The organism is Bacillus sp. T-10(2022), from assembly GCF_056502895.1.
This window is the reverse complement of sequence record NZ_CP113518.1, coordinates 2569093-2595190: the sequence shown is the minus strand read 5'-3', so window position 1 is coordinate 2595190 and position 26098 is coordinate 2569093. Positions and strand designations below refer to the sequence as shown.

Genomic DNA, 26098 nt, shown 5'->3' with positions numbered 1-26098 from the left:
CAGCACCCTGCCTGGTTCGTCATGATGAATCCTGAGAAAAAAACTTCTTTTCCTTTTGATACATTTTCATTTTCCAGCCGTCATATCTTCTTTAATGGATTACTTACACCATAAAAAAATTATTGAATGACGTTTATACTTAGTATATTTTTTAATTATTCTGATAATTAACTACCTAAAAACAGTGAAATTCACTGCTTTAATAAATATATAGTGCTTCTTCTTTCTATTATAATGGAAACTGTACACGTCAGGAAGACTATATTTTATTCTCTATGCATGACGACAGATGTTCGGTAAGTTTCCCAACGATTTGTTTGAGACGTTCCGTTTCCTCTTCATTTAGGACGCTATAAAAGTCACGAAAAATTTTGGTAAAACACTGATTGATGGAATGATAGGTATTCCTTCCACTTTCGGTGGATTGGATAAAAACTACCCGCCGATCATCCTCACTGTGTACCCTCTCAATCAACTTCTTCCGTTCAAGCCGATCAATTAGTGCAGTTCCTGCTGCAGGTTTAATCTTCAAATGATTCGAAACATCTTTAACAGCTATGGATTCATTCAAGACTATTAATTGCAATGCGCGATACTGTACAGAAGTTAAATCATATTTAACCAATAACGGTTCAACCAATTCCTGTGATAGGCTGCTTAGTTCCCTGATCTCTAGATGTAAATTATACAATTCACTTGAATTCATGTTTGACAATCCTTTCTTATTGACACTATCTATCTAAAACTATAACATAATTAACGTATCAAAAAATTAACCATGCGAATTAAATTGGTTATTGATTTTTAAAGAGAGAGAGAGGCTGTCCATGTCAGCAGAACAACGCAAAAAGATCATTATCCTCATGATCAATATGTTTATAGCAATAGGAAGTTTCGGTATCATCATTCCCATTTTACCAGCATACCTGGCCTCCATTAATCAAGGCGGAACCGCCGCTGGCCTAATGATCGCCATTTTCGCGGGTGCACAACTTATCTTTTCACCAATTGCCGGAAAATGGACTGACCAATTCGGGCGCAGAAAAATGATTATTTATGGATTGGTCGGTTTGACATTATCCATGTTTATTTTTTATGCAGTCAATTCCATTTGGTTATTATATGCTTCACGTATCATTGGCGGGATCGGAGCAGCTTTGCTTATACCCGCAATTTTTGCTTATGTAGCCGATATCACCACATTTGATCAACGCGCCAAAGGCAATAGTTTAGTATCTGCCGCCATGTCCCTAGGAATTGTAGTCGGTCCGGGAATTGGAGGTTTTTTAGCTGACTTTGGCTTGAAGTTTCCCTTTTTGATTTCTGCGCTGGTATCCCTATCAGCTGTGGTATTTTCGATTTTTGTTTTAAAAGAAAGCGAAACGGCCCAGGTTACACAATCCATGGATGCAAAAACTGAAACGATGATTCGTAAGATTGCCTTATCCGTGAAAATGCCTTATTTCATCCCACTCATCATTACTCTTGTAATGAGCTTTGGCTTAATGGCATATGAATCTGTAATTGGTCTTTATCTTGATAATCAATTCAATTCAAGTCCTAAGGACATCGCTGTCATGGTTACAGCAACCGGTATCGTCAGTGTAATAGTGCAGCTGTTTGTCGTCGACCGGATTGTACAGCGATTTGGGGAAGTGAATGTGCTGAATATCTTTATCAGTGTTGCAGCAATCGGTTTCCTTCTATCACTTTTTGCTACAAGTTACTTGATTTTCTTTTTGATTTCGCTTATCATCTTCCTTTCCACTTCCATCTTGCGTCCAGTTCTTAACACACTGATTTCCAAGATGGCAGGGAATGAACAGGGCTTCGCAATGGGTATGAATAATGCGTATATGAGCATCGGAAATGTGCTCGGACCTACACTTGCCGGAATGATGTATGATGTCCACATCACCTATCCGTTCATGTTGGGCCTTATCCTTTTATTCATTACTTTGATGATTACCATGGCTTGGCAAAAGCGATCTCATCATGCAAAGGCATTATCCTAAAAAGCATTTCATGTTTTATACAGCATAACGAACCCCCGAGTAGCAGGTGCTATACGGGGGTTTTCATTATGAATTTTATAACGATTGAAATCCTCCAAAACTGTATATTCACGAGTAACGTCCCCAACTCTCGGATATTCGCTCCAATTTCATGCAGAAACTTCTCAAACTCATGCGTAATATCCGAATTCACGAGTATTTGCTTCAAATTCACGAGTAAATGCGTCAATTTCACAAGTATTTGCTCCATATTCACGAGTAAATGGATGAATTTCACGAGTATTTGATCGGATTTCATGCGGAAGCAGCTCAAAATCTTGCGTAACATCCGAATTCACGAGTATTTGCTTCAAATTCACGAGTAAATGGATGAATCTCACGAGTATTTGATCGGAATTCACGAGTAAATGGCAGTAATTCACGAGTAAATGGCAGTAATTCACGAGTAACGATTCCAACTCTCGGATATTCGCTCCAATTTCATGTGAAAACAGCTCAAAATCTTGCGTAATATTCGAATTTACGAGTAATTGCTTCATTTTCACGAGTAAATGGATGAATCTCACGAGTATTCGCTCCGATTTCATGCGGAAGCAGCTCAAAATCTTGCGTAATATCCGAATTTACGAGTATTTGCTCCGAATTCACGAGTAACGCTTCCAACTCTCGAATATTCGCTCCATTTTCATGCGGAAGCAGCTCAAAATCTTGCGTAACATCGACGAGTAATTGCTTCATTTTCACGAGTAAATGCGTCAATTTCACGAGTATTTGCTCCGAATTCACGAGTAAATGGATGAATTTCACGAGTATTTGTTCCGAATTCACGAGTAAATGGCACGAATTCACGAGTAACGATTCCAACTCTCGGATATTCGCTCCAATTTCATGCGGAAACTTCTCAAACTCATGCGTAACATCCGAATTCACGAGTATTTGCTTCAAACTCACGAGTAAATGCGTCAATTTCACGAGTATTTGCTCCATATTCACGAGTAAATGGATGAATTTCACGAGTATTTGCTCCGAATTCACGAGTAAATGGCACGAATTCACGAGTAACGCTTCCAACTCTCGGATATTCGCTCCAATTTCATGTGAAAACAGCTCAAAATCTTGCGTAATATTCGAATTCACGGGTATTTGCTCCTTAAGTTAATGATTTTATTTAGCCAAAATAAAAAGCGACCTTATTTCTGAGAATAAGGCCGCTTATCATTCAGTTTTTATCATTTATATTGTTATAAGGGGAAAATGAATTTCATTTAATATATACGGCTTTTTTCCCTTTACTGCTTTCAAAAGCCGCATCAATGATTTTAATGACCGATAATCCCTCTTGGGCGGTTACTGGAGCTTTTTTCCCGCTCAATATACTATCGGCAATTGATTGGTAATATGTTAAATAAGATCCATGCAGTGTTTCAATGGTTTCATGTGTCTCATTTTCACCTTCAACCGTAACCAGCTTACCATAGAATTCAGGTTCATCTGCACCCCAAGAGTCATCCAACGGTTTTTTACCCTCACTTAGGGCTGCCTCTTGGCAGTCAAGACCGTACTTGATAAATGATCCTTTACTTCCATGCACCTGATAGCGCGGTCCATTAAACGGAACGATTGAGCCAGAATGCAAGATAACTCTCAGCTTTTCATATCCTAATATTACATGGAAATAATCATCCGTTTCAGCATTTTCTTTTTGGGAAAATACATCTGCCAAAACGAATTGCGGCAATCCAAACAAATGAAGTGCTTGATCGATGAGATGTGATCCTAAATCATAAAGCATGCCTGATCCCGGGCCTGGTTTTTCCCTCCATCTATCCCTGACCACAGGCCGGTATCGATCATAATGGACTTGGTATGTATTGATTTCCCCAAGCACTCCATCATCCATAAGTTTTTTCACGGTCAAAAAGTCATTATCCCATCTCCGGTTATGATAGACACTTAATAGCAAATTCTTTTCCTCGGCAATCTTAATGAGCTCCTCCGCCTCCCAAGCTTCCACTACCATTGGCTTTTCAAGGACGACATGCTTGCCGGCTAACAAGCTTTGCTTGGCCATTTCATAATGTAAACCACTCGGTGTCGTAATAACAGCCAAATCAATGGACGGGTCTTCAAGAATTTCCTCTAAGCTGCTTACCACTTCCACATCTTTCAAATCTTTTTGGACTTTTTCCTTATTGGAGCTGACTACTTTCGCTATTTGAAATTGCTCTAAAACGCTTAGTAATGGCGCGTGAAAAGTAGCTCCTGACAATCCGTATCCAACTATGCCCACTTTAATTTTTCTCATTTTCGTTCCCACTCGCTTTCTTGTTCCTCTTAAACATACATTTTATTATATTTCATTGTCCGGGTATGTATCTCTCAAAAACTTGACAGATTGAATAATCAATTCTTTCAATACGTTAATATCGATATCTGCCACTTTATTGATGTACACACACGCTTTTCCGGTAGTGTGTTTACCAAATGCCTGTAACAATTCTTCTCTTTTTTTGTCTCCCGGAGCAAAATATAAACTGATTTTTGCTTTTCGAGGCGAGAAGCCCACCAGCGGGGCATCGCCTTCGTGACCTGATTCATATTTATAATGATAGGTACCGAACCCAATTATGCTCGGTCCCCACATCTTTGCCTCACAACCTGTCGTTTCGGTAAAAACATCCAACAATTCGTATGCATCTTCACGTTTTTTCGGATTATCGACGTTCTCAATGAACTCAATGACACTACTGTCAGTTTCTTTGGTTTTTTGTTTATACATGACCGGAACCTCCCTTATATTAAAAGGTAGAAAAAATTCATAAGATATCGCTTGCTCAGTATCTTAGTACCCTATACAATCATGTTTTTAGGTTGATATGTATGTATATAGCCTTCATCACCGAAGTATCAATGATTGGCGGACGTTCTTCATTACTAGTTCTCCAAGCTCCATGGCAAATCCTTCATTCGATACCCTTATATATTATAGAACATTGATTCGTTTTATTCTATTTTAAGAGCAGAGTTTATAAAGATAAATCTTTTGTGCGTTAAAAAATAAGTACTTTATCATAAAAATCTCTACGATCAGAAAATATAATTCTGATCGTAGATTTTTGCATTATAAGGCAAAATGCAGTTTATCCAGACTTATTGCCGCCGGATTTTTTCAATTTCATCAGCTATGAATTGTACCTGTGTCCCTACGATGACTTGAATGCTTTGGGGACCCACGATATTGATTCCAGCAACCCCTGTTGATTTGATTTTATTCTGATCGACAGCCCCCATATTTTCCACTTCAACTCTTAAACGGGTAACGCAGTTATCTACAGATGTAACGTTTGCGTCTCCGCCTAATCCCTCATAAATAGCGGAAGCCATTCCAAAGAATTTACTCTCATTATTCCCGCCTTGACCGCTGTCTGCTTCCGCAATCCCTCCTCCGCCATCAAGCTCATCTTCTGTATCATCTTCTCTGCCGGGAGTCAATAAATTGAACCTTGTTATCAAGAATCGGAATAAGAAATAGTAGATGACAGCAAAAGCCAGTCCTTGAAGAAGTAGCATATACGGTTCATTTGCCAGTGGTAATCTTGAACTTAATACAAAGTCAATGAATCCAGCACTAAAACCGAACCCTGCTGTCCATTGAAAAGTCGCAGCAATAGCTAATGATATTCCTGTTAATAAGGCATGCACAACGAATAGGGCTGGTGCAACAAACATGAAAGCAAATTCCAACGGTTCAGTGACGCCTGTGAAAAATGAAGCGAAACCGGCTGCGAGCATTAATGAGGCAACTTGTTTTTTCTTCCGTGATTTTGCCGTATGGTACATGGCAAGGGCTGCTGCCGGCAAACCGAACATCATGACGGGAAAGAATCCGGCTTGATACATGCCTGTGGTTCCTTTTATTCCTGTTCCAGCCCAGAATTTACCGATATCGTTAAGTCCTATTACATCGAACCAGAATACAGAGTTTAACGCATGATGTAAACCTGTTGGTATCAAAAGCCGATTAAAGAATCCATAGAGTCCTGCTCCAGCAGCACCTAATTCACTTATTCCTTCCCCAAATATAACTAACCAGGAGTAGATGAGTGGCCATACGAAGAATAATATAAGGGAAACCAGTAACATGACAACCGCAGTAAGGATCGGGACAAGGCGTTTACCGCTAAAGAAAGCGAGTGCATCCGGCAGCTCGACCTTACTGAACCGATTATACATAGCTGCCGCTATAAGGCCCGAGAGAATTCCGACAAATGCATTTTCTATTTTCACAAATGCTGGATTTACATCCTTTGCATCAATTCCCTGCAGCATCGCTACAGAGTCCGTGGAAAGTAATGTCGTTACAACTAGATAGGCTACCAGCCCGCTTAAAGCGGCGGCTCCATCTTTTCCTTTCGACATCCCCAACGCCACTCCAACAGCAAACAAGATAGCCATATTGTCAATGATCGAAGAACCTGCTTTTATTAAGAAAGCCGCTAACGGACTTCCCGCTCCCCATCCTGCCGGATCTATCCAATAACCGATCCCCATTAAAATGGCGGCTGCCGGCAATACGGCCACTGGCAGCATCAAGGAACGTCCAATTTTTTGAAGATATTTTTTCATCCCGCTTTCCTCCTGTCAATTACTGATTTAGGGCAAACCCCATATTCTATTAGACAACGGTTCCTTCCATTTTAGAACTTCATTTCATATATAAAGTTGGCTATATTCAGGAATAAAGTCTTAGCGATTTACACATCCATTGAAAGTTCATAAAAAAAAGAAAAGTCCAACCGGACTTTTCTTTTTTCATTTATTTATAGAGCAAGTAGTTTTTACGAACCTTTTTAAAAGCATCCTGCTTTACTTGATATTCTTTCATGATTTCATTTACTGATGAACCTTCTTCAATTCTTGACATTACCCAGCCATTGCCAATCAATAAATTGAAATTTTTGGCTGCAAGGAATTCGAAATCACCAGGATATAGATCCTGAATGGTCTTGATGATGTGAAGTCCAGTAGGGACAGCCTTGAATTCCTCTCTATCCGTAATATAAATTTCCACTCCGTGGCTGAGTTTACCTGCATGTTTTGAAAATGTAGGTGTAAAGGAGGCTGCCCTGAATTTTACGCCAGGTAACCTTAATTCATTTAATTTCCCAGCAAGCTCATCACTGTTTATATAAGGAGCACCAATCAACTCGAATGGTTTAGTCGTTCCTCTGCCTTCCGAGACATTCGTTCCCTCGATCAAGCCTGTAGCCGGATACACGAAAGTAGTGGAAACTGCCGGCATATTCGGTGACGGCAAGACAAAAGGGAGACCAGTATCATCATAGTCCATATCTCGCTTCCAGCCTTTCATCTTGATGACCTTAAGATCTGCACCAATTTTAAATTCCTTATTGAACAAAGTCGCGAGTTCCCCAACTGTCATCCCATGCTTAAGCGGTATTGGGTACAAACCGACAAACGATGAGAATTCAGGTTCAAGTACCGGCCCATCTACCGACTCCCCGCCTTGCGGGTTCGGCCGGTCCAGCACGATAAAGGGGATATCATTTTCTTTGGCTGCTTCCATTGCATATGCCATCGTGTAGATATAAGTGTAATAGCGTGTTCCGACATCCTGGATATCAAAAACAAGGACCTCAACATCCTTTAACATTTCAGGCGTCAGTTTTTTCGTTTTGCCATATAAGCTATAAACGGGCAACCCTGTTTTTTCATCAATATAATATTCAACGCTTGCACCAGCTTGCGCATCTCCACGCACTCCATGTTCAGGACCAAATAACGCTGTCAAATTAATGTCCGGATCATCATGAAGTAGATCGACGATGCTGGTTAATTTTGAATCGATGCCAGTTGGGTTCGTAATCAAGCCGACTTTCTTTCCGCTTAACACGTTCTTTTCTTCTTTTAAAAGGACTTCAATACCGGGACTGACCTTTTGTTTTTTCTTCTCTTTAACAGCGGTTACACTTTTTGAGGAAACAATGCCGAAAGTCAACAGACAAATGGTAAAAAGGATTATCATTCTTTTCAAAGAGCTTCTCTCCCTATTTTTTAATGGGTCTTCCAGATTTAATATCTAATCCATATCCAAATTTATAAAGACTCTCAGAGGGCTTAGTTACTGATGGTATATCGACCGGCAACGTGCCTTTTGGTTTTGATTCTCCAAAAATGGTCGAGATGCCTGCCGGGATATTCGGCTGTCTATAACGCCCATTCGAATACCCTTTGAACCCGTAAACAGCAAGAACCGCTTTCGCTTCTTCAAAGTTTGCAACATCATAAGGGTTTCTTAAACTCATTAAAACAAATTCTTTATCTTTCTTATTAGCATGATTCATGACCGCTCTAGGGAAGGCTGTTGCCCACTTCGAAGAATCTTGAATGCTATCATCGATCACTCCATCATTGACAGCCGGATCGTTTTTGACAACATAGGAACCAGTTATGACAAAGTCCGATTCATCAATGAGTCTGGCCACTTGATCTGTAAATGACTTTCCTGAAAAACTCATACCCGTTATTTGGACTTTCTTTATTTTCTTTTTAACAGCTAATTCGCTAATGCTCCTGGACATGGATTCAACTTGGTCATCAAAAGGAGCAAGAATTAAAACTTTATCATTTTTCTTGGGTTTGAAAGGCAATGTTTTGTCTTCATTTTTCAATAAGGTGATGGCATCTTCCGCGATTTTCCTTTCTTTTTTCAAATGATCTTCATTCCCTACCACTTGAAGCGCGGTTTCGATTTTTTTATCGATCGGAGTTTCATCAGGGTTTAATATCCCTCTTTTCACTTTCAGTTCAAGTATCCTCGTTACAGATTGATTGACTTGATTTAGAGGAATTTCCCCGCTTGCCACTGCTGCCTTCACTGCATTGAATACAGAGGTTAAATTCTTTTCCATTTGAAGCGAATTAACCTGTGCAGGCATCAATGCAATATCAACTCCTGACTTCAATGCAAGGACAACAGCTTCTTCCTGTCCGAAGTTGTCCGCGATGGCTTTCATATTCAATGCATCTGTAACCACAACACCGTCAAAACCCATTTCTTCACGTAATAAACCCGTGATGACCTTATGTGACAACGTCGCAGGAACCATAATCTCTTGACCGTCTTTTTTACTGATATACGTAGTGTCATCGAATGCAGGAAATTGAACATGTGCAGTCATCATCATATCAACTCCAGCATCGATTGCCCTTTGGAAAGGCATCAACTCGATGGAACGCAAACGTTCTTTATCATGAGAAACAAGAGGGAGACCATAATGACTATCGACTGCTGTATCTCCGTGGCCGGGGAAATGCTTGGTCGTTGCTATCGTGTTCTGATTTTGCAATCCTTTTATCGTCTGAATGCCCATCTTTGCTACAAGTTCCGGATCAGAACTGAAGGAACGAACGCCAATAACGGGATTTCCAGGATTATTATTGACATCGACAGACGGCCCAAAATTGACATTTATGCCAAGTGACGACAGTTCCTTGCCAATGATTTCTCCAGATTGATAAGCATAACTCTCCTTTCTGGCTGCACCAAGTGCCATATTACCAGGAAGGTTCGTTCCAGTTTGAAGGCGAGTTACGATTCCCCCTTCCTGATCAATCGTTATGAACAGCGGAAGGTCCGGGCTTGCCATCTGCAAACCATCGGTGAGCCGAACCGTTTGTTCGGTATCGACTACATTCTCAGCAAACAGAATAACACCGCCCAGATGATATTTTTTGATGATGCTTGCAACTTCTGAGTTCATTTCAATAAACCCCGTCGCCTTCGATTCTCCTTGTTTTTGCCAATTGCGAAAATCCGGCATGAGCATTTGTCCGACTTTTTCATCGACTGTCATGTTTGCTACGATTTCCTGAATATCCGATACCGTTTTTTCAGTCTCTGATCCTTTTGCTGTCGCATTCCCTCCCAGAATGGATATAAAACCTAAGAATAATGCGATTCCAGCAGGGGCACATATCCTTTTTATCATTTAGGCTTCCTCCCTTGTATACTTTTTAGTTCTTTTAGCAGCAATTCCATAACCACATCGATGAAGGGGTATAAATGAATGGAAAAGAACTATATAGATCCTATAAAAAAATCAAGGCAGCATTGGGAATCCCGTCAGCCGCCTCTTTTAAACAAGCCATCATGAAATATATCATTTATCCCTGTATAATTGATTCATAGAGCCCAATTGGTCACTCAATTATAAGTTTTATCGTTTGACCAGGCATTAGAAGGGACAGCAAGGGAATATCTTCTTCTATGATTCGCCCAATCACATTAACTCGGTGATTTGCCCCTAGGTCTCTCTTGCAAATTTGGACCTCTCCCCGATATCTTCCGTAACCATCATTGTCCATCGTTATGGATCCAAGGCTGCGTGCAACTGTATTACTCGGCTCAACATTTGCTGTGACCCGGGTATTCTGCAGCCGGAAAACATCTTGAGAAACATCTGGCCTCAATTCGTACGGACCGCTTTGCAAGAGTCGGGATTCCGCTCTAACAGTTAGAATATTTTGATTTTTATAAGCGGTCAGATTCTCAAGCAGATTATTCTCCGTTCCTTGATCTCCAACGTAAACTCCTTCCACATGCTGAAACAGCTCGATACCGGCAGCGTAAGGATTCATCAACCTGTGTTTTTCAAGCGTTGGAAGACCTTCATGAATTGGACCGCGTTTACTTCCTGCACCTGGGATGAAAGCAAAGATCGGTATGCCGTATTTCTTGAACATTCGATTTTGTTCATGAAAGAATTCTTCCTCAAGGCCCGTTTCAGGCCTTGGATAAAAGTTGTGCCAAGCTATCAGACTTTCCGGTTCCACACCGCCTCCAAGCACGGCTAAAAGTTCATCTTCATTCAACGTACTTGCATTCAATGAAAGTGAAAACACCTTGGATAAAGATATGACCGTTTCTTTATCAAATCCATCATCAAGGCGAATACCTTTAATACCTAATGGCCATAAATCCGTATATTTGCTAATCCCCAAATGATCAAGCGTTTTTATTGAGACATCTGCATGGATTTCCATTCCGTAGGACTCTGAAAGCTTTAAAAGTCTGATCATTCTCTTCACGAGGTCGCCCTTTTCTTCAGGAATATGAAGCGAGGTAAATGCTCTCTTCACTCCCAGGGTTGCAGCATGTATGATTTGTGTTTCTGCATGCGGGTCTTGTAGATAAAAAGAGATTCCGATCACTTGAATTCAACCGCCATTTCATCTTTAAATCCAAACAGATACGTAAAAATAAATCCTGCTATATAGGAAATGAACAATCCAGCTAGGAACAGAGCGATTTGGTTTGGATGAACTAAAAAGGTAAGCGGCAGTCCGGACACACCGATGGACGACGTTGCGATTCCGAATTGAGCCTGGAATGCTCCGCCTACTCCTGCACCTAAACATGCCGTTAAGAAAGGCCTGCCCAATGGCAGGGTCACTCCAAATATAAGCGGTTCGCCGATACCAAGCATCCCGGAAGGAAGGCCTCCTCCGATTGCTCGCTTCAAACTTGCTTTCTTCGTTTTCATATAGATGGCAAATGCCGCTCCCACTTGACCCGCGCCACCCATCGCCAAAATGGGAAGCAGTGGATCATCTCCAATCGAATTTATCAATTCTAGATGGACAGGCGTTAAACCTTGATGTAAACCAGTAATGACGAGAGGGAGGAAGGCCGCACCAAGGACGAATCCAGCTACAACACCGCCGAAATCCAATACATTCAATAACCCAGTCGTAATGGCATCCGATAAAAACCCTCCTACCGGCATAAATACAATGTAAGTGACAATCCCGGTAATGAGTAAAGCGATGGTTGGCGTCAAAATGATATCCAGTGATTGAGGAATGAATTTCCTGACCTGTTTTTCCACCAAGGCTATGAAAATAGCTGCAAAGAGGACTCCTATCAACCCACCGCGGCCAGGGAGCAAATTTTCACCAAACAATGAAATGTCGCCGACGGCCGGATTGATGACCAAGATACCCGCTACTGCACCAAGTGCAGGTGAACCGCCGTATTCCTTTGCCGCATTGGTCCCAACCAAAATCCCCAAATAGGCAAAGAGCCCTGACCCGATAACGGTTAAAATGATGGCTAGTTGCGACTCTGCTGCTAGCCAGCCTGCTTGAACGATTGCTTTTGTAATACCGGTAATCAAACCTGATGCCACTAAGGCGGGGATTAAAGGGATGAAAATACTTGCAATCCTGCGTAAAAAAAGTTTAAAAGGTTTTGCATTTTTCCTATCAATCTCTGATTTATTCTTTGAGGCCACTTCCTTTAAGTTCAAATTGCCTGAAGAATCTTCCAAAAGCTTTTCAAATTCTGTATGAACCTTGTTCACCACGCCTGGCCCGAGGACGATTTGTATCGTCTCCTCTTCAATGACGCCAAAAACGCCTTCCGTATTTTTTATATCGTCCATTTTTACTTTCGAACGATCGATTGGCAGTACCCTTAGTCTGGTCATACAATGTGCAGCATCGGCAACATTTGATGCCCCGCCTAATTTCCCCAATAATTCTTCGGCTAAACTGGCGTACTTATCCCCCTTACCCATTCAAAAGCCCCCTTTTTCAAATCTCGTATCAATCATTTATATCGATCTGTCATCGATTTAATGGCAGACCTGGTGTTATCAATATATTGGACAGTCTCTTCATATTGCTCTGAAGCCATCCCCAAAAACAAAATGTCAATCATATATAATTGTGCCAATCGTGAGGATGTGGCTGCACTTCGAAACGGTGCTTCATTCGAAAAGGATGTATACAGTGTAGCGTCACACAAAGAAGATACCGTTGTTTGGCCATAATGAGTCAGCCCGATCGTCTTGACCCCACGTTCTTTTGCCAGCTTCAATATATTGACAACTTCAGGTGTTTCCCCCGAGAATGAAATGGCAAAAACGATATCATTTTCATCAGCATTTGCAATCAAGGTTGCAACTAAATGCATATCTGTAAAAGCCGTTGCCCCTTTATTGATGCGTAGTAATTTTTGCTGAGCGTCAGCCGCAACTATATTCGAAGCACCGACACCGCAAAAGTGGACGGTTTTAGCTTTCAGCATCAGCGTTATCGCATGTTTGAGGTTATCGTGATCGATTATTTCAGATGTGTCCCGGATGGTCTGAATCGAATTACTCGTTGTTTTCTCCACAATCCGATACAGTGATTCGGAAGGCTCGATATCCCGGTAGCCCTGTTCAACGGTCTTCATCAAATCTCCAGCAATCCTTATTTTCAGATCTTGAAATCCTTTTATGCCAAGCGACTTACACAACCTAATAACAGCAGCCCCGCTTGTTTGGGCAGACGTACTTAATTCCTGTACAGTGCTGTTCACAACTTCATGAGGATTCTTGAGAATATATTCTGCTAGTTTTTGTTCAGATTGCGGCAGCTTGCTCAACATCGTCTGTATGATTGATAATCCTCCTGTAGCCATTTCTTCCCTCCTTAATCTTCATGGATTGAGATTGCTTTTCTGACATCTCCATCCGCATTTTCCAGTAACTCCATTGCTTTTTCATAATCTGTTGCCGTTTTTATCATGACAATCGCTGGCTTAACTTGATTATTTGCCTTTTCAAGCGTATTCAATGCTTGATCATAGTCAGCATTCGTTACAGTTTCTATGATGCTTATTGCACGTTCCTTCAGTTTTTGATTACTGACATTTACATCAACCATCAGATTTTCATAGACTTTTCCCAGCCGGATCATGGTTGCCGTTGAAATCATATTAAGTACCATTTTATGTGCGGTTGCCGCTTTCATTCTCGTGGATCCTGTTAACACTTCCGGTCCGACAACCACTTCAATCCCTATATCAGCTGCTTCTGTGATGCTCGCGTTTTTATTGCATGATAAAGCGACCGCTTTAGCCCCGACTTTTCTTGCATAACGTAAAGCGCCCTTCACATAAGGGGTACGGCCGCTTGCCGCAATGCCAATAACCGTATCATTTGCTGTAAGGCCCACGTCAATCAGATCACATTCCCCAAACTCTTCTTTATCCTCTGCTCCTTCAACAGCCCGAACGAACGCCTTTTCCCCTCCTGCGATTATTCCCAGTACCCTATCAGGCGGTGTTCTGAAAGTCGGGGGACATTCCACCGCATCCAGCACACCGAGTCTTCCGCTCGTTCCTGCTCCGATGTATATGAGTCTCCCTCCTTTTTTTAACGATTCGCAAGCCCATTCAACCACCGTTTCAATTTCTGGCAATACCTCTTCAACCGCTGCTGCCACTTTATAATCTTCTTTATTGATTGCAGAAATGATTTCCATAGTATTTACACTGTCGATATTCATTGTCTTTTCGTTCCGTAATTCGGTCGTTAATGTACGCAAGTGTTCTTCCATAGACAATTAAATCCTCCCATTAACAATTACTTAAATATAATTTCATTTTTTTATAGAAAATAATGAAATTATATTTCATATTATATTCAATGATAGCGTTTTCATTACTCGGATACAAGATATTTTTATAAAATTTGTTAATTAGCATTTTTCTTTCCTCAAAACCCCCATGCCGGCGGACTCCTTATTAAATAAAATTTGCATCGATAGCCCTTTCTGAGTGCCGTAATTTACCTATGGGAGCCACCTATTTTTGGTGTAAATTCTTTCAACAATAAAAAAACGTGTACCGTCCCCAAACTTGGGAACGATACACGCACAAGTAATATAATAAAATGCCAAACTAACATACTACCCTGGCCCCTGGATACCTCATTCCTTTACCCAGTTAACGGATAGGGACTACTTTCCCGTTTTCTACTGCACCGACGACAATAGTTGATGCAAATCCTCCATTTTCATCAATTGAGGGAATATCGTATATTTTTTGATCTGGCCCTATATTTGAAAGTCCATCTTGCATATGCTTACGGATGGCCTTGGCATCATCAACGCTGCCTGCAGATTTCATCGCTTCCACAAACGCATACATGGCGATATAGTTCAAACCAACTTCGGAGCTTGGATCTTCCTTATAATTCTTTTGATATTTCTCAACGAAAGCAGGTATTGCTTCTTCATCTGAGTCCATCAGTGGCAGAACGCCAATCGAGCCTTCCAATGTTTCATATGAACCTGCAATCGGCTTCATTTGATCCAGCTTTGCTTGATCCATGATGATGAAACCGCCCTTAAACCCTAGCTCCCGAGCTTGCTTCGCTACTTTTGCCGTTGGTTCCGAAGCACCACCGATAAATAGCACATCAGGATCTTTTTTCAAGGCATTGGTGACAATCGTAAAGAAATCGGTTTCTTTGGCGAAATCAATCGATGAATTATAAACGACTTTTCCGCCTTGCTTTTCCCAATGTGGGAGCACGGCTTCCGTCCAGTCTTTACCGTATTGCGAAGATGTTGGCAAAGCGGCAATTTTCTTGCCGAAATGTTCCATTGCATATGTTGTAAAAGGTTCAATATACCCCTCGTAATTCGGTGGAATTCGAACGGTTAATGAATTTCCGCTATCGGTCACTGCCGGTTCACTCGTATATGCCCCAATGATGAATTCCTCTTGTTCATTAAAAACCTGAAGTGCCAGCACACCCCCACTATGAGGCGTAAAAATGATCGGCGTATCATATTCCTGAATTAACCGTTTAGCATTCGACCCTGTTTCATTGGGAAGGTATTTATCATCCAACGAAACTAAATTCAATGTGTATTTCTTATCATTTACTTCAAACCCACCAGCATCGTTAATTTCATTGACAGCCATTTCCACACCATTCAATGTCCGTTTCCCATATAACGCTGCTGCCCCGCTTAAAGGACCGCTAAAACCGATGTTAACGACATTTTCACTTTTGCCTTTACTGCCACTGCTTGACACAGGGCTATCCCCTTTATTGCACCCAGTCAACACAGTGATCATTAGCAGGAGAAAAATAAATAATACTTTCAGTTTTTTCATAAAAATCCCCCATTCAATTTTTTCAGGCCCCAATATACGCTTTCCTTACTTCATCATTGGCTAATAACTCACTTGCTGTCCCTTGAACGACAATTTCCCCATTTTCAAAAACATATCCTTTATCTGCAATGCCGAGAGCAGCATTCGCGTTTTGTTCAGCAAGCAGGACCGTGATTCCTTCGCGGTTTATTTCTTCAATGACCCGAAACATTTGTTCGACAATAAGTGGAGCGAGTCCCACCGAAGGCTCATCAAGCATCAACAATTTCGGTTTCGACATCAAGGCTCTTCCAATTGCGAGCATTTGCTGTTGGCCGCCGCTCAGGCTTCCCGCTTCATCATGATGCTTTTCTTTTAAAATCGGGAATAAGTGATAGACGTATTCCAAGGAATCCTTGATCTCCGCTTTCTTCTTTCGATGCACATAAGCACCCATCCTCAGATTTTCCTGGACGGTCATCTGTGGAAACAGTTTACGTCCTTCGGCACACTGGACGATCCCCTCCCGAACATTCTTATCCGGGGCACGGCCCCCTATCGGCATGCCCAGAAAATGAATTTCCCCCTTGGACAGCTTACTGATTCCGCTTATGGAACGAAAAGTCGTGCTTTTTCCTGCCCCATTAGCTCCCAACAAAACAACGATCTCTCCCTTGGAAACTTCGATATTCACATGTTTTATCGCAGTGAAACTTCCATAATTCACGGCGACATCGGTTAACTTAAGCACTGGCACTCCCTCCCAAATAGGCTTTAATCACCGCTTCATTTCCGCGGATTTCCTTAGGTGTGCCCTCGGCAATTTTTTCTCCGTAATTAAGGACCATGATGTGGTCTGCCAAGTTCATGATCATATGCATTTTGTGCTCGATTAAACAAACGGTCAGTCCCGATCGATTCAATTTTTTAATCAGTTCTGTCAATCCTTCCGTTTCATCCGGATTGATTCCCGCAGCAGGTTCATCAAGAAAGATAATTTCCGGGTCAGTCGCAAGGGCAAGGGCAATGGCTGTCCGTTTCTTTTCCTCCTGCGAGATGCTGGAGACCATTCTGTCAGCCGATTCCGTCAATCCGACAATATCAAGAACCTCCATTGCCTTATCCCTGCAAGCCGCTTCCTCCCTTTTTAAACGTTTTGTTCTTAGAATGGCATCCACCAGATTGGATTTGGTTCGCAGCCTATGACCGACAATGACATTATCCAACACAGTCGTTTGATCAAAAAGGCTTGTCGTTTGAAAGGTTCTTGAAATTCCGAGCCCCGCTATTTCATAGGCAGGAAGTTTGGTGATATCAATCCCCTTAAAAAGGACCGTCCCGGAAGTTGGTCGATGAAAGCCACTGATCAAGTTGAAAAAAGTTGATTTTCCTGCTCCATTTGGTCCGATTATTGCATTGATTCTACCTTTTTCAATCGTAAAATCCACATTATTGACGGCCGCCAATCCTCCAAACCGCTTTGTCAAATTCTTTGTTTCGATTAGCAATTTCATCCCTCCTCAGCTTTTATGTGCATTTCGCTTCTCACCCTGGACAGTTCATTATCTTTTCGCTTTCTTTGCCAATCAAAGAAGGCCCCTGCGATTCCGCGCGGATAAAAGATAATGATCACCGTAAGCAATGGCCCGAATATCAACATTCGATATTCTTGAAGGAATTGCAGATTCTGCGAAAGGATTACTAACAATAATGTTCCTACCAACGGACCTGAAAGTGTCCCTATTCCACCAACCAATAAATACATCAATAGATCGAACATTATGGCAGTTGATCCGATATCAGGTCCAATGAAACGAATGAATGAAGCATACAAAGCACCTGCCAAACCTGCAAAGAATGTGGATAGGACAAATGCGGTTAACTTATTCTTCATTGTGGATATACCAATCGTTTGTGCAAGGTCCTCGCTGTTCCTGATTGCCATATACGTCCTGCCGGTCAACGAGCGTATAATTCGATACACGATTAAAATCACTGCAAGCAGGAAAATGAGGACTAGATAATATTGGGATGCTGCAGTATCGAATGTGATCGGCCCTATATTCCCAGGAGCAGGGATACCGATCAATCCCCTAACCCCTTCTGTAAGTCCCTCCCATTTATCGATGACCAGATATATGATGTAACCTACACATAGGGTATAAATCGCGAAAAAATGTTCCTTTGTCCTCAGCGCGATCAAACCGATTAAAAACCCAATTGCACATGTGATTAAACATGCACATACAAGCGCCAGCCAAAAGTTCATTTCCGCTTTTACCGTCAGGAGGCCAAGCGAATATGCTCCAATCGCAAAAAATCCAGCATGTGCAAGCGAGAGATATCCAGTATATCCTGATAATAAATTGATTCCATAAACAGCTATCGCCCAGATGAACGAAAGTGTCAGCATATGGAGATAATAATCGTTTTGAGCGATAAAGGGGAATGAAAAAGCAAAGATGATAAGAGCGATAATCCCATTTCTTTTCGTTAATATCTTCACGCTACCTCTCCCCCTTGGCAAAAAGACCTGTTGGTTTCACGGTTAATATTACGACTAAAAGAATGAATGCAATGATGTCTTTATAATCATTTGAAATATAAGTTGCGCCCAGGCTCTCACTGAAACCCAGGATATATCCGCCTACGATCGCCCCCGGGATGCTCCCCATCCCGCCCAATATGATAATGACGAATGCTTTTAGGATGACTAAATGCCCCATGCCGGGAAAAACAAGGTTAATCGGTGATGCAAGAGATGAAGCTATGGCTGCTAATCCACCCGATATCATGAAGGTAAGCATCGCAACTTTATTAATGTTGATTCCCACTAATGAAGCACCTTCACGGCTTTGGGACATCGCTATTATCGTCGAGCCGGTATAAGTCTTCTTTAGGAAAAGGTAAAGTAAAACCATAACTGCGATAGCTGATACGATGATCAATAATCGCTGAAGTGTGAACGTTAGGCCCATGATATTGACCACTTGACCATATGGAGAAGTCATTGTATGGAAGTCGGCACCCCAGACAAATTGGGCAAAGGCTTCAAGAAAAAGGAGAATTCCGATTGCGGCTATCTTATCGTGCAATGGAGGTGCCTCCCTTAACAGGCGAAACACGAAACGTTCCAAAAGGACTCCCAACAAACCAACAACGATAATGGATACGAACATGGCAATCCAGTAATTGACCCCATATAAGGTCATCATTGATAACGTGATATATCCACCCAACATATATAGGGCACCGTGGGCAAAGTTCGGGATATGCAAAATTCCATATACTAGCGTCAATCCCAGGGCAACAAGACTATATACGCTGCCAATCGTCAAACCATTAAAAAGCTGCTGGATCAAAATTTCCATTTACTTCCTCCTTGAAAATTATTGAATTTCACTTTGCTGATCATTCCCTGGCCCACCATCCTGTCCATATTTTGAAAGCACACCTAAACGATGAATAACACTTTCAATTTTTTCCTCACAGGCTCAACCTCCCGGGGTGGAACAGTAAGTTTAATATCCCTATATTCTCCGCCTACAGATACAGCTTAGGTGTAGCGAATATAACACTCGGTTGGTTGTTAGCGCTTTCATTTATAATGACCACTTATTACAGTACATGCACCTTGCGATTTTTGTCCTCATTCTTTCTGCCTAATGAATCTAGGCGGTACAATTGTGCAGACAAGCATATGCTGTTTGTAGGGATAGCCAATGTTTCCATCTTCTCTTTAATAACGGTTTACCCATGGTAATCGTCTGGTTCGTTCACCCCTTCCACACCACTAAAGGACCATTACGTAGATTAATTTCCTGTATGTAGATTATTTCCTGTATATAAATGCAAGTGCCGTGCCAAGATTAACTCACCGACAATAAGGCTATTCACCAGTCAGTGAATTCATTATTGAATCGTAAAAATCAAAAGTAACGATTCCATACGGGATGTCCGTCATTCACTATTGACTGAAAAAATCATTTCTGAATCAACCTAAGAATTAAATAAAGAAATAAAATGAAAGGGATCCAAAAATAACCTTCACAACAACAATCATTTCATGCAATAGCAGGTAATAATGCACAAAAAAACAACTTTTAAACCAATAATTTACTAAAAACACATAAAAATTAGGTAATAAAGCTATTCCTCAAAAACTCTTAAATATAATTAGGAACTTTAGTCAAAAAAACAGCACCTCCACTGTTGGATGGTGTCCAACAATGGAGGTGCTGTTCAAACTCACCTATTCTTTTCCGCTGACCTTTAATCGATATTTTTTAAGTTTCCTCACAATTGTTGCCTGACTGGAATCAAGGGCCTCTGCGATTTCATATGTAGTTTGGTAGGTTTGAGCCGCTTTCGTCAAGATTTCCTTTTCGGCTCTTTCCACCGCTTCTTTTAAAGTTAGGGCAGCATTGAGGTTCGGCTGATTTCGATTTTCCGGCTGATATTCTTCCGGAAGGTCGTTAATCGATAATATTTGATTATCCGTCAGCACGACGAGCCTTTCCACTATATTAATCAATTCACGGACATTTCCTGGCCAATCATGTTGATAAAAATATTCCTTCAACCGCGAATCTATTTCTTTTGAGAATTTATATTGTTCGTTTGCTTTTGTTAAAAATAAGTCAGTCAATGCCAAGATATCCTCTCTTCTTTCCCGTAGAGGAGGAATCGTAATCGGAATGACATTCAGTCTATAAAAGAGGTCTTCACGAAACTCACCCGATTTGACCATTTCCGATAGATTTCGGTTCGTGGCTGCTATTATGCGAACATCGATCTTCTTTGGCTTTGTACCACCGATTCTTTGAATCTCCCTTTCCTGAAGGGCCCGAAGCAGCTTCACTTGAAGTTGCAGGGGAAGCTCACCGACTTCATCCAGAAATAAGATCCCACTCTCTGCCAGCTCAAACATCCCTGGTTTGCCTTTTTGGTTGGCTCCGGTAAATGCCCCTCCTTCATATCCAAAGAGCTCGGATTCCAATAAATCAGCGGGAATTGCCCCACAATTTATTTTGATGAAATCTCCTTTTTTAGATCGGATGCTCCGATTATAAATATTGCGGGCAAGGACATCCTTTCCAACACCCGTTTCTCCCAGAATGAGTACTGTCGCATCAATATCCGATATTCTTTCAGCAATTTCATAAATCATTTTCATTTTATCACTGACAAAAACTACTCCATCCTTGCTTGTTATCTTCCGCAGTTTTTCAATTTCCTGCTTATATTGATTATTCAGTTCATTAACTTTCGTCAATTCATGCATCAGTTCATTTAAATCGGATAAATCCCTTATATTCGTAACGACTTGCTCTATTTCCCCTTCTGCATTAAAAACGGGACTTCCTGTAATCAATGTTTCCTTTCCAGCAAAATTATCCTGTACGACTGATACCGTTCGTCTCAGCTTCACTACCTTATGCGTCACTGAAGCATTCAGTATGCCGCGTTTAATTAATTGGTCCACCGATTTGCCGATATAATACTCTTTTGGTATGCCAGTGATCCGTTCGATTGCCGAATTCGTATAAAGCGTGATTCCATCTTGATCGGTGATGTATATTCCATCATAGGAATTTTCGATAATGGCATCCAGTGCGCGATTCAATTTATCCGTTTCATGCGCATCAATCAATAAATCGTCCAAAAATTCTGTTTCACTGCCTATATAAAGAATATTGTCAGCATCCATTTGTTTCATTAATAAAAATATATACCGCTTATCATGCAGCCTTGCAGCTGCAAGCCTTTTATTATCGAGAAATTGCCACTCATCGAATTGTTCGGTTAGTGTATTATTACCATCCTGACTTAACGATTGATTAAAGTAGTTGCCCCAATCCTTTATCCGATTTGCAGAATCCACGACTAGTGCAGGAAAGGTCGACTCTTTGAGCAAATTAATCTGAGAATCCTGTTTCACTTGATTCATTACTATTCACCGCCGCAAAAAGAATTCTTTTTAAGTACAATTCTGGATAATTTTCGAAACTCCTTTAAAATTGTCGAATTTCGCTCCAAAAAAAGTAGTGATGAAATAATTTTCATCACTACTTTCCCTCAGTAAGTCTTAAAAATAACCTCTCCACTGATCGCTTCCTTACCTGACTGGTTAGTGGCCGCAACGTTGAAAAAATATCTATCCCCATTTTTTTCTTTTAGATCCGCTTGAAGAGTTATGACATCATCCAAGAAAACCATACCTTTGAAACGAATCTTGTATTCTTCGATAAAACCAATTTCATAAAGATTACTGAAAAGCTTTGCGAGGTTTCCCATCGTCCACATTCCATGCGCGATGATACCGGGAAGACCAGCATTTTTTGCTTCCTCATCAATCGTATGAATGGGATTGAAATCACCTGATGCGCCGGCATATTTAATGAGGTCCAGTCGCGTTACAGGTGCAAGCTCGATTGAATGTAACGAGTCACCAATATGAAGTTCGGTTAATGTCGTCACTTACTCATCACCATCCTTCTGATCGTTTCATTTATAATGACAAGCTGTTCAGCAGTGAAGACAATTTCCCCATTTGCATCCGTCCCATAATTTTTAAAGGCTAGAAATCCCATTTCCCCTTGTTTTCCTTTTTTCTCGTAATAGTCTTTCACTTCCGTATAACAGGTGATTTCTTCCCCTACCTTCAGCGGCCTGTTATAGCGATATATCTGCTCACCGTGAATCAACCCTTTATTCGGGAGATTTAAGCTTTCAATCGTCCCGAAATCAAAGACCCTTGGGAAAGTTGGTGGAGCGATATTCGTACCGTACCTTGATTGCCTGCCTATTTCTTCATCAATGAAAATCGGGTGGGGATCACCAATCGATAATGCGAATTTTTTAACGGCTCCCCGTTCAACTATATTTTTAACGGGGTTGGATCGTTTTCCAATACTTTCGTTGAACATAACATCCCGCCTTTTCCCTTAATTTTTTGGACCGCCCGCAACATATAAAACCTGCCCGCTAATGAATGAGGATGCTTCATCGGCAAAGAATGCAACAGCATGAGCAATATCACTTGGCAAACCGCTTCTGGCAACAGGAATACTGTTTGCCCTATCCTGGATGAATTGCTCAAAACTCACTCCCACCCGCCTAGCTGTTTCTTTCGTCATTTCGGTTTCGATAAAACCTGGTGCTACCGAATTAGCCGTTATCCCGTATTTGCCAAGTTCGATCGCCAATGTTTTTGTTAAACCCTGAAGCCCGGCTTTAGCAGCTGAATAATTAGCCTGACCGCGGTTCCCGAGCGCCGAAGTGGATGATATATTGATGATTCTTCCGTATTTATTTGCAACCATATGCTTCTGGGCGGCACGTACTGCATTGAAAGTACCTTTTAAATGCACATCCATTACCGTCTGCCAATCTGAATCGGTCATTTTAAAAAGTAGATTATCCCGGATGACCCCAGCATTATTCACAAGAATATCAAGCGATCCGAATGTGTCGGCTATTTCCTTTATGGATGCTTCCACCTCTTCGGAATTGACCACATTGGCCACTTTGGTAAAAATGGTATACCCCTTATCCCTTAATTCATTTCCTGTTGATGTCAAAACCTCTTCATTGATATCGATAATCGCCACGTTTGCACCTTCACTGGCAAATAGTTCGACGATCGCCCGGCCAATCCCCCTGCTTCCACCTGTAACTAAAGCCGTTTTCCCTGAAAATCTCCCTGCCATAATCGTTTCCTCCTAATCTATTATAAGAATTGTCCTAATTTAACATGCCCCTTAATCAAATTTCGGGAAATAATCATACGCTGTATTTCATCCGTACCATCATAAATCCTCCAAAGCCTGGCCTCTCGGTACCAACGTTCGATGGGAAGCTCCTTCGTATAGCCCATGCCACCGTGAATCTGCAATACGCGATCAACGACCCGATTCCCCATATTGGCTCCATAGAGTTTAGCCATTGAAGCTAAATGGCGGTTGTCTTCTCCATTATCAAGTGTAAAAGCCGCATTCAATACAAGCCATCTTGCAGCTTCGATCTCTACAGCCGAATCAGCTATCTGCCATTGGATGGCCTGGCGCTCCGCGATCGGTTTACCGAATGTGACTCGTTCTTTAGCGTATTCTATAGCCATTTGCAGCAATCTTTCGGCAGAACCGACAGCACGTGCGCCCACGATCCATCTTGCAAACCCAATCCATTCCAAGCCTAGTTTATAACCGCCATGCACTTCCCCTAAGATGTTTTCTTCGGGTACCCGAACATTATCAAAAACTAATCCGGCCGGTCCCCATTCTCCCATCGTATTGATATACTCTGATCTCCAGCCCATATCACGGTCTACAATGAAACAGGTTACCCCTTCCGTCCCGGTTGCTTGATGACGTTCTTTGTCTGTTACAGCAATGACCATGACAAAATCGGCATCATTTCCTCCGGTAATGAAAGTTTTTTCACCGTTAAGCACCCATTCGTTCCCTTCTTTTACTGCCGTCATTTTAATATTTCGCGTATCGGACCCAGCTCCCGGCTCCGTCATGGCAAAACAGGACTTTTTCTCACCATTAATCGTAGGGATCAGATATTTCTGCTTCTGTTCTTCATTTGCATAATAAAGTATGTTATCAGCCGAACCTCCAAAGCTGAATGGTACAAACGTTTTTGACACTTCCATCAAGACAATTGCCATCATAAGCTGCCCTAGGTCTGCCCCGCCATATTCCTCCGGGGTATTGATGCCCCAAAACCCAGCTTTTTTTGCTTTTTCCTGTAAATCTTTCAATGTCCCCTCTGGCAAACTAGGTTTACCTGCCATTTCATTGCGAAGTACTTCATTTTCCAAGGGTATCAATTCATTTTCCACGAACTTGCGTATTGTTTTTTGTACCATTTTTTGTTCATCTGATAGACGTAAATCCATTTTAACCCCTCCGCTTTCCAATTAGACTAGTTTTGATATTTTCTCTTCAATTGTCCGGTAATGATATTTTTTTGGATTTCTGACGTGCCTTCATATATTCTAGTGATTCGGGCATCCCGATAGAAACGTTCAACTGGATAATCCTTCATGTATCCCATACCGCCATGAATTTGGACGGCCTTATCAGCGACACGGTTATATACTTCCGAACCATACAACTTTAGCATTGCCGCTTCTTTAATGATTTTTTCTTTCTGATCGACCATCCATGCAACCCGGTATGTGAATGAGCGAAGTGCTTCTATTTCCATTGCCATCTCGGCAATCATATGGGATACTGCTTGATGATCAATGATCGGGACATTGAATTGTTCACGTTCTGTGGCATATTTAGTAGATAGATCGAGCAAGTACTGACAGGACCCTAAATTACGGGCAGCAAGGCCTGCCCGGCCATTTGCAAGGATCTTCAATGCATTTACATACCCTTGTCCAACGTCCCCCAGTACGTTTTCGGCAGGAACCTCGCAATCTTCAAAAACCAATTCGGCCGAATGTGAGCCTCGAAGACCCATCTTCCTTTCCAGGCTACCAACTCTAAAACCCGGAAAATCCTTTTCTACTATGAATGAGGTGATTCCTTTTGCCCCTTTATCTTTGTCCGTTACGGCCATAACTGTAAAAATATCTGCTACATCAGCATTCGTTATATAATGCTTAGTCCCGTTTAGTATATATTTATCGCCATTTTTGACTGCCGTCATTTTGAGATTCGTAGCATGTGAACCCGCTGCAGGCTCAGTTAAAGCAAAAGCGCCAATTCTATTACCGCTTGCCATATCTGGTAGATACTTTTCCTTTTGCATTTCATTGCCCATTTCGACTATCCCTACCGTACCTATGCCGGTATGGGCCCCAATCAGAGTGGTATATCCATTATGTGTTTTGCCGATTTCCTCATATAAAGCGCATTTTCCCACCATCCCGATTCCGAGCCCGCCATACATTTCCGGGATACTAAGCCCGAATAGCCCGATTTCCTTCGATAAATTTATAATGGATTCCGGGATATGATCTTCATCCTCTATCTGCATGGAAAATGGATCGATTTGCTCTTCAATAAACTGGCGTATATTTTCTTTTAATAGCAGGATGTCTTCATCTAAGCGAAAGTCCATTTGCATTCCCCTTTATCTGCGAATTGGTTGTTAACGC

General features: G+C 41.5%; 24 protein-coding genes. 1 reads left to right on the top strand and 23 read right to left on the bottom strand.

Translation table 11 applies throughout. The annotated features are described in order from the left end of the window. Window positions 1-259: 259 nt before the first annotated feature. The gene (locus tag OSJ91_RS12665) at window positions 260-706 is read right to left on the bottom strand and encodes a MarR family winged helix-turn-helix transcriptional regulator (protein ID WP_350302483.1); all 447 of its coding nucleotides are present in this window, start codon (window positions 704-706) and stop codon (window positions 260-262) included. Between the two features lie 121 nt (window positions 707-827). On the opposite strand from OSJ91_RS12665, the gene OSJ91_RS12660 reads away from it, so the two are divergent. Continuing rightward, the gene (locus OSJ91_RS12660) at window positions 828-2015 is read left to right on the top strand and encodes an MFS transporter (protein WP_485891732.1); all 1188 of its coding nucleotides are present in this window, start codon (window positions 828-830) and stop codon (window positions 2013-2015) included. 170 nt (window positions 2016-2185) lie between these two features. Here OSJ91_RS12660 and OSJ91_RS12655 read toward each other — a convergent pair whose 3' ends face one another. The 22 genes from OSJ91_RS12655 to OSJ91_RS12550 all read right to left on the bottom strand — a co-directional run bounded on the left by OSJ91_RS12655 (window position 2186) and on the right by OSJ91_RS12550 (window position 26061). Continuing rightward, complete coding sequence (locus OSJ91_RS12655; RefSeq protein WP_485891731.1) at window positions 2186-2473, bottom strand: hypothetical protein; 288 nt, start codon at window positions 2471-2473, stop codon at window positions 2186-2188. Between the two features lie 37 nt (window positions 2474-2510). Continuing rightward, window positions 2511-3152 carry a hypothetical protein gene (locus OSJ91_RS12650; protein WP_485891730.1) on the bottom strand — a complete coding sequence of 214 codons (642 nt, stop codon included), beginning with the start codon at window positions 3150-3152 and terminating at the stop codon, window positions 2511-2513. Window positions 3153-3276: 124 nt separating this feature from the next. Beyond that, a complete protein-coding gene (locus OSJ91_RS12645) occupies window positions 3277-4320 on the bottom strand; it encodes an oxidoreductase (RefSeq protein WP_485891729.1) in 1044 nt (347 codons plus the stop codon). A gap of 45 nt (window positions 4321-4365) precedes the next feature. After that, window positions 4366-4794 (bottom strand): DUF1801 domain-containing protein, encoded by a 429-nt coding sequence (locus OSJ91_RS12640; RefSeq protein WP_485891728.1) that lies wholly within the window; start codon window positions 4792-4794, stop codon window positions 4366-4368. A 371-nt stretch (window positions 4795-5165) separates the two neighbouring features. Further along, a complete protein-coding gene (gene nagE / locus OSJ91_RS12635; protein ID WP_485891727.1) occupies window positions 5166-6641 on the bottom strand; it encodes an N-acetylglucosamine-specific PTS transporter subunit IIBC in 1476 nt (491 codons plus the stop codon). Between the two features lie 190 nt (window positions 6642-6831). Continuing rightward, window positions 6832-8070, bottom strand: a complete 1239-nt coding sequence (locus OSJ91_RS12630; protein WP_485891726.1) for an exo-beta-N-acetylmuramidase NamZ family protein — start codon at window positions 8068-8070, stop codon at window positions 6832-6834. A gap of 13 nt (window positions 8071-8083) precedes the next feature. Continuing rightward, window positions 8084-10027 (bottom strand): glycoside hydrolase family 3 protein, encoded by a 1944-nt coding sequence (locus OSJ91_RS12625; protein ID WP_485891725.1) that lies wholly within the window; start codon window positions 10025-10027, stop codon window positions 8084-8086. A gap of 211 nt (window positions 10028-10238) precedes the next feature. After that, complete coding sequence (locus tag OSJ91_RS12620; RefSeq protein ID WP_485891724.1) at window positions 10239-11249, bottom strand: MupG family TIM beta-alpha barrel fold protein; 1011 nt, start codon at window positions 11247-11249, stop codon at window positions 10239-10241. Beyond that, a complete protein-coding gene (locus tag OSJ91_RS12615) occupies window positions 11246-12616 on the bottom strand; it encodes a PTS transporter subunit EIIC (RefSeq protein WP_485891723.1) in 1371 nt (456 codons plus the stop codon). Before OSJ91_RS12615 ends, OSJ91_RS12620 begins: the two co-directional genes overlap by 4 nt. Before the next feature lie 32 nt (window positions 12617-12648). Beyond that, window positions 12649-13506: a MurR/RpiR family transcriptional regulator gene (locus OSJ91_RS12610; protein WP_485891722.1), complete on the bottom strand. Its 858-nt coding sequence runs from the start codon at window positions 13504-13506 to the stop codon at window positions 12649-12651. An 11-nt stretch (window positions 13507-13517) separates the two neighbouring features. Continuing rightward, window positions 13518-14426 (bottom strand): N-acetylmuramic acid 6-phosphate etherase, encoded by a 909-nt coding sequence (gene murQ, locus OSJ91_RS12605; protein WP_485891887.1) that lies wholly within the window; start codon window positions 14424-14426, stop codon window positions 13518-13520. Between the two features lie 388 nt (window positions 14427-14814). Then, complete coding sequence (locus tag OSJ91_RS12600; RefSeq protein WP_350302472.1) at window positions 14815-15996, bottom strand: ABC transporter substrate-binding protein; 1182 nt, start codon at window positions 15994-15996, stop codon at window positions 14815-14817. Window positions 15997-16018: 22 nt separating this feature from the next. Continuing rightward, entirely contained in the window at window positions 16019-16726 is a 708-nt protein-coding gene (locus OSJ91_RS12595) for an ABC transporter ATP-binding protein (RefSeq protein ID WP_485891721.1), read from the bottom strand. Further along, entirely contained in the window at window positions 16719-17489 is a 771-nt protein-coding gene (locus OSJ91_RS12590; RefSeq protein ID WP_485891720.1) for an ABC transporter ATP-binding protein, read from the bottom strand. Before OSJ91_RS12590 ends, OSJ91_RS12595 begins: the two co-directional genes overlap by 8 nt. Continuing rightward, entirely contained in the window at window positions 17486-18481 is a 996-nt protein-coding gene (locus tag OSJ91_RS12585) for a branched-chain amino acid ABC transporter permease (RefSeq protein WP_413017334.1), read from the bottom strand. Before OSJ91_RS12585 ends, OSJ91_RS12590 begins: the two co-directional genes overlap by 4 nt. A 1-nt stretch (window position 18482) precedes the next feature. Beyond that, entirely contained in the window at window positions 18483-19346 is an 864-nt protein-coding gene (locus OSJ91_RS12580) for a branched-chain amino acid ABC transporter permease (RefSeq protein ID WP_063233567.1), read from the bottom strand. Window positions 19347-20227: 881 nt separating this feature from the next. After that, window positions 20228-21925, bottom strand: a complete 1698-nt coding sequence (locus OSJ91_RS12575) for a sigma-54 interaction domain-containing protein (protein ID WP_350302470.1) — start codon at window positions 21923-21925, stop codon at window positions 20228-20230. Window positions 21926-22053: 128 nt separating this feature from the next. After that, the gene (locus OSJ91_RS12570) at window positions 22054-22455 is read right to left on the bottom strand and encodes a MaoC/PaaZ C-terminal domain-containing protein (RefSeq protein WP_350302469.1); all 402 of its coding nucleotides are present in this window, start codon (window positions 22453-22455) and stop codon (window positions 22054-22056) included. Next, the gene (locus tag OSJ91_RS12565; RefSeq protein WP_101221909.1) at window positions 22452-22904 is read right to left on the bottom strand and encodes a MaoC family dehydratase N-terminal domain-containing protein; all 453 of its coding nucleotides are present in this window, start codon (window positions 22902-22904) and stop codon (window positions 22452-22454) included. The genes OSJ91_RS12570 and OSJ91_RS12565 overlap by 4 nt, the downstream gene beginning before the upstream one ends. 18 nt (window positions 22905-22922) lie before the next feature. Then, the gene (locus OSJ91_RS12560; protein ID WP_413017325.1) at window positions 22923-23687 is read right to left on the bottom strand and encodes an SDR family oxidoreductase; all 765 of its coding nucleotides are present in this window, start codon (window positions 23685-23687) and stop codon (window positions 22923-22925) included. A 20-nt stretch (window positions 23688-23707) separates the two neighbouring features. After that, window positions 23708-24883: an acyl-CoA dehydrogenase family protein gene (locus OSJ91_RS12555; protein WP_034312384.1), complete on the bottom strand. Its 1176-nt coding sequence runs from the start codon at window positions 24881-24883 to the stop codon at window positions 23708-23710. 26 nt (window positions 24884-24909) lie between these two features. Next, entirely contained in the window at window positions 24910-26061 is a 1152-nt protein-coding gene (locus OSJ91_RS12550; protein WP_413017321.1) for an acyl-CoA dehydrogenase family protein, read from the bottom strand. Window positions 26062-26098 lie beyond the last annotated feature (37 nt).